Annotated in this window: 3 protein-coding genes; 2 read left to right on the top strand and 1 reads right to left on the bottom strand. The window is 72.7% G+C overall.

Annotated elements, in window-relative coordinates:
• Positions 1–111: 111 nt before the first annotated feature.
• Complete coding sequence (locus AB0C29_RS34765; protein WP_360829455.1) at positions 112–2,037, bottom strand: S8 family serine peptidase; 1,926 nt, start codon at positions 2,035–2,037, stop codon at positions 112–114.
• 308 nt (positions 2,038–2,345) lie between these two features.
• Here AB0C29_RS34765 and AB0C29_RS34760 point away from each other — a divergent pair, with 308 nt between their 5' ends.
• Positions 2,346–3,074, top strand: a complete 729-nt coding sequence (locus AB0C29_RS34760; protein ID WP_360829453.1) for an alpha/beta hydrolase — start codon at positions 2,346–2,348, stop codon at positions 3,072–3,074.
• 9 nt (positions 3,075–3,083) lie between these two features.
• The coding region (locus tag AB0C29_RS34755; RefSeq protein WP_360829450.1) for an acyl-CoA dehydrogenase family protein at positions 3,084–4,572 on the top strand (1,489 nt) is incomplete at its 3' end.

Genomic DNA, 4,572 nt, shown 5'->3' with positions numbered 1-4,572 from the left:
GCCCGGGGGGTGGTGGGGACGTCAACCTAACGCCCCCGGACGACGACGAAGGCCCAACCCCCGTGCCAGGGGTTGGGCCTTCGTCGTCGGTGCGGGTGCGCGGACCGGCTGTCAGCGCTTCCAGGTGCGGGCCGAGGTCGTGGCGGAGTTGCCCGCCTTGTCGACCGAGCGGACCTGCACCTTGATCTTCTTGCCGTACTTCGACACCTTGATCTTGAACGAGTAGCCCGACGTGGTGTCCTTGGCGACCACCTTGCCGTTGATCAGCAGCTCGACGCGGGCGATGCCCGACGAGTCGCTGGCCGAGGCCTTCAGCGTCACGGTGCCCTTGACCTTCGCGCCGTTCTTGGGGCCGCTGGTGATCTTCACCGTCGGCACCTTGTTGTCGGCGATCAGGGTGCGGTTGTAGACCGCCGAGTTACCCGCCCGGTCGTACACCTTCCACTGCAGCTTCACCGCACGGTTGAGCCGGCCGCTGTTGTACTTGACCGCGTACGGCGTCGTGGTGTCCCGGCCGACGTACTTGCCGTCGGCGTAGAGCGCACCGTACGACATGCCCGCGCCGCCGGTGTCGGAGACGCCGGTCGCGCCGACCGTCACCGTGCCGCGGAACTTGGCCGACTGCGCCGGCGTCGCCCCGGTGATCTTCGGCGCGGTGGTGTCCACAGTGGTCACCGCCGTTGCCGCGCGCACCTCGCCGAACGCCGTGAAGTCCGGCGTGACGGTCTGCTTGGCGGTCTTGGTGAGGCTGTTCTGCAGCGACCACACGGTCGCTCCCGGGTTGCGCGACTTCACCAGCGCCGCGATGCCCGACACCAGGGGTGCGGACGCCGAGGTGCCACAGAAGTACCCGTAGTCGTCCTCGCCGACGTCCTCGCCACCGCTGTCGTTGGCGAAGCCGGCCAGGTTCGGCGCGACCGTGCACCAGGGTGCGGCCACGTCGACCCAGTCGGCGCCCCAGTTCGAGCCGTAGAAGCCCAGCGCCGGGTCGTAGTCGAGGAAGAGATCGCCGTTGATGTCGGTGCCACCGACGGCGAGCGAGTCCGCGTACGCGGCCGGGTACAGCCGGTCGCGCAGCGCGTCGTTACCCGCGGACGCGACGACCAGGATGCCCTTACCGCGGGCGTACGTGACCGCGTCCTGCAGCACCGTGCTGCTCGAATAACCACCGAGCGACACGTTGATGATCTGCACACCGCGGTCGGCCGCGTACTTGATGCCGGCCGCCACGTTGGCCATCGAGCCGTTGCCCGCGGAGTCCAGCACCTTGACCGGGAGGATCTGGCACTGCCAGCAGACTCCCGCCGTACCGGTGCCGTTGTTGCCCCGCCCGGCGATGAGGGCGGCAACCGCGCTGCCGTGCCCCTCGTCGTCGGCCGGGTCGCTGTCGCCGTTGACGTAGTCCCAGCCCGGCAGCAACGCGTCGCCGAGCTCACCACCGAGGTTCGTCACGCCGGTGTCGACCACGGCCACCTTCACCGCGGCTGATCCGGTGGTCAGGTCCCAGGCACCCGGCACGGTGATCTGGGGCAGTTCGGTCTGGTACGACCAGTACTCGTCGTTCGGCGTGACCGCCGTGGCCCGGGCGATGCCGTCCTTCTCCACGTACGCCACGTCCGGGTCGGCCCGCAGCTTGGCGATCGCCTCGGCGCTGGCTGCGGCCGGGACAGTCACGCGACGGGCGCCGAGGGACGCCAGGGCGGCGTCCGTCTTGGCCCGCAGGCCGGCCGCACCGAGGGACTGGGTGGCCACGGAGGCCTCGACCCCCGGCTTGAAACCGACCACCAGGTGCACGGAGCCGTCGCCGACGTCCGCCTTCTTGCGGGCTGCGGATTTCTCCGCGGCGGCCTTGGCCGCCGCCTGCTGCTTCTTGTCACGGGCGGGAGCTTTCCCGTCGGCCGCGGCCCGCTTGCGGGATGCCACGTCGGTGCCCGTGTCATCCGCCGACGCGGAGCTCGCCAGGATTCCCGCCGTCGCGACCATGGCCACGCAGGCGAGCCCGGCCGCGGCGCCGCGCACTTTCCGTTGTCTGAACACGTGCCTCCCCCATTTCGACCCGCATATACACGCGGGCCGGGTCATCCTAAGAGGACCGCACACGCGCCGTGGGGCGGCATTTCGGACCAACACCCGCGATCAGGCCTTAACGATCGGGCGATTTCCGACCCGGGCGACGAACGCTCCGGCTGTCTCGACGGCGGGTAGTCGCCGGCGCACGCTACGGCCGCAAGATGCGCCCGCGATACCGCCGGGCGAACGAGCGGTCATCCCGGCCGAGCCGGTTTCGCTGAGGGCGTCACGCGCCGCCCTGGCCACGCCGGCCCGTTTCCGGAAGCCTGAGCGTCATGGACGCCGTCTTCGTAATGGTGCACAGCCCGTCGGTCGGGCCGGGCACCTGGCAGCCCGTCGCCGATGAGCTGCGCGCCCGGGGAGCCACCGTCGTCGTGCCGTCGCTGGCCGGGGTGGGCGACGCGGGACCGCCGTTCTGGCCCCGGGTCGTGGAGCTGGTCGGTGCGGCCGTCGCCGGGCTGCCGCCGGACCGGTCGGTGGTGCTGGTGGCGCACAGCAACGCCGGACTGTTCGTGCCGGTCATCGTCGCGGCCGCCACCCGGCCGGTCGTCGGCTGCCTGTTCGTGGACGCGGCCCTGCCCGCCCGGCAGGGGCCCACCCCGGTCGTTCCGCCGGAGGCGCTGGCGTTCCTGCGGGCCAAGGCCGTAGACGGCATCCTGCCGCAGTGGACGACCTGGTACGACGAGGCCGAGGTGGCGCCCATGCTGCCCGACGCCACCGTCCGTGCGGCCGTCGAGGCTGAGCAGCCGCGGTTGCCGCTGAGCTACTACGAGCAGCAGATCCCGGTGCCGGCGGGCTGGGACGCGCAGCCGTGCGGTTATCTGCTGTTCGGGCCGCCGTACGAGCAGGTCGCCAACGAGGCCGCCGCCCGGGGCTGGGCCGTGGAGCGGATCGCCGGGCGCCACCTGCACCAGGTGGTCGACCCGGCCGGGGTCGCCGGGCGGATCGCCGCCATGGCGGCCACCTGGTCCCCGCCCTCGTCACCGGCCGGTGCGGCGGCCTAGATTCGGGGCATGCCACTCACCCACGAGGTCGTCAACCAGCCGCCACCCCTGGCCGGGCACGACATCGCCGCCGACGCCGCCCTGCTCGAAGGCCTCGCCCGGGAGGGCGCCGGCTGGGCCGCCGAGGACCTGCACCGGCTGGGCAAGCTGGGCGGGCAGCCGGAGGCTCAGCGCTGGGCCGAGGACGCCAACCGGTACGAGCCGCGCCTGCTCACCCACGACCGGTACGGCCACCGCGTCGACGAGGTCGAGTTCCACCCGGCCTGGCACAGCCTCATGGACGTCGCCGTCGGTGCCGGTCTCGCCGGGGCGCCGTGGGCCGACGGCCGGGCCGGGGCGCACGTCGCGCGGGCCGCCGGCACGTTCGTGTGGAGCCAGGTCGAGGCGGGTCACTCCTGCCCGATCTCGATGACGTACGCGGTAGTCCCGGCCCTGCGCAACGCCCCCGAGCTGGCCGCCGTCTACGAGCCGCTGCTGACGGCCCGGGTGTACGACCCGGGACTGCGGACCCCGGCGACCAAGCGGGGACTGCTCGCCGGCATGGGCATGACCGAGAAGCAGGGCGGCTCGGACGTGCGGGCCAACTCGACCACGGCCACCCCGGCCGCCGACGGCACGTACAGGTTGCGCGGCCACAAGTGGTTCACCAGCGCGCCCATGTGTGACTTGTTCCTGGTGCTGGCCCAGGCCCCCGGCGGGCTCTCCTGTTTCCTGGTGCCGCGGGTGCTCCCGGACGGCGCCCGCAACCCGTTCCGGATCCAGCGGCTCAAGGACAAGCTCGGCAACCGCAGCAACGCCAGCAGCGAGCCGGAGTTCGACGAGACGGTGGCCTGGCTGGTCGGCGAGGAGGGCCGCGGGGTGCGGACCATCATCGAGATGGTCGCGATGACCCGGCTGGACTGCGTGACCGGCTCGGCCTCGGGGATGCGCGCCGCGCTGGTCCAGGCCGTGCACCACGCGCGGCACCGCGCCGCCTTCGGCGGGCCGCTGATCGGCAAGCCGCTGATGCGCAACGTCCTGGCGGACCTGGCGGTGGAGTCGGAGGCCGCGACCGCGCTGGCTCTGCGGCTGGCCGGGGCCGTCGACCGGGGGGTACGCGGTGACGCCGGCGAGCGCGCATTCAGCCGCCTGGCCATCGCGGTCGGCAAGTTCTGGGTGTGCAAGCGCCAGCCGGCCGTCGTCGGTGAGGCCCTGGAGTGTCTGGGCGGCAACGGCTACGTCGAGGAGTCGGGCCTCCCCCGGCTCTACCGCGATGCCCCGCTGAACTCGATCTGGGAGGGCTCCGGCAACGTCCAGGCGCTGGACGTGCTGCGGGCCCTGCGCCGCGACCCGGCCGGGCTGGACGCGTTCCGGGCCGAGGTGGGCGCGGCCGCGGGCGCCGAAACCCGCCGGGAAGCCCCCACGTCCGAGCTGTCCGCACTGCTCAGCGACCGCGATGACCGTGAGTCGGACGCCCGCCGCGGCGTGGAGCGGATGGCGCGGGTGCTGCAGGGCTCAC

Source organism: Actinoplanes sp. NPDC048791, from assembly GCF_040650095.1.
GTDB lineage: Bacteria > Actinomycetota > Actinomycetes > Mycobacteriales > Micromonosporaceae > Actinoplanes.
The sequence above is the reverse complement of the archived record's forward strand: the minus strand, read 5'-3'. Positions and strand labels throughout refer to the sequence as shown.

Bases quoted from the DNA above. Each gene is read 5' to 3' on its own strand.
- AB0C29_RS34760 (WP_360829453.1), top strand. From the start codon at position 2,346: ATGGACGCCGTCTTCGTAATGGTGCACAGCCCGTCGGTCGGGCCGGGC.